The following is a 688-nucleotide window of genomic DNA, read 5'->3' as shown; positions in this document are numbered from 1 at the left end:
AAGACAGAGGTTTACAATCCTAAAACCTTCTTCCCTCACGCGGCATCGCTGCATCAGAGTTTCCTCCATTGTGCAATATTCCCCACTGCTGCCTCCCGTAGGAGTCTGGGCCGTGTCTCAGTCCCAATGTGGCCGATCAACCTCTCAGTCCGGCTACTGATCGTCGCCTTGGTAAGCCGTTACCTTACCAACTAGCTAATCAGACGCGAGCTCATCTTTCAGCGATAAATCTTTGATAATCAAATCATGCGGTTCAATTATATTATGCGGTATTAACGATCGTTTCCAATCGGTATCCCCCTCTGAAAGGCAGATTGCTCACGTGTTACTCACCCGTCCGCCACTAGATCAGAAAAGCAAGCTCCTCTTCTCTCGTTCGACTTGCATGTGTTAAGCGTGCCGCCAGCGTTCGTCCTGAGCCAGGATCAAACTCTTAATTAAAGTTGTATATCAAAAGCATTTCTGCTCTTGTTATCCTGTTTCAGTTCACTTCACTGAACGTACATTTCTTTTACGTCTTTATGTTAGACCTTTAATTCTTTTTCTCAAAAGAATCTCTCAAGGGTTTCGTACTATTCGTCTTTGTTCAATTTTCAAGATGCTGTTTCGTTACACTCTTTTGTGTCGTGCAACTTTTACATTATATCACACTTTTTATCTTTTGTCAACCCCTTTTCTGAAGTTTTTT

At 43.0% G+C, this 688-nt stretch carries 1 rRNA gene (only partly in view); it reads right to left on the bottom strand.

Going from position 1 to position 688, the window contains the following annotated elements:
- Positions 1-441 (bottom strand): 16S ribosomal RNA (locus tag DW015_RS08840); it reaches 1,207 nt to the left of the window's first position.
- Positions 442-688 lie beyond the last annotated feature (247 nt).

Source organism: Ruminococcus sp. AF37-20, assembly GCF_003460465.1.
Taxonomy (GTDB): domain Bacteria; phylum Bacillota; class Clostridia; order Oscillospirales; family Ruminococcaceae; genus Hominimerdicola; species Hominimerdicola aceti.
The sequence above is the reverse complement of the archived record's forward strand: the minus strand, read 5'-3'. Positions and strand labels throughout refer to the sequence as shown.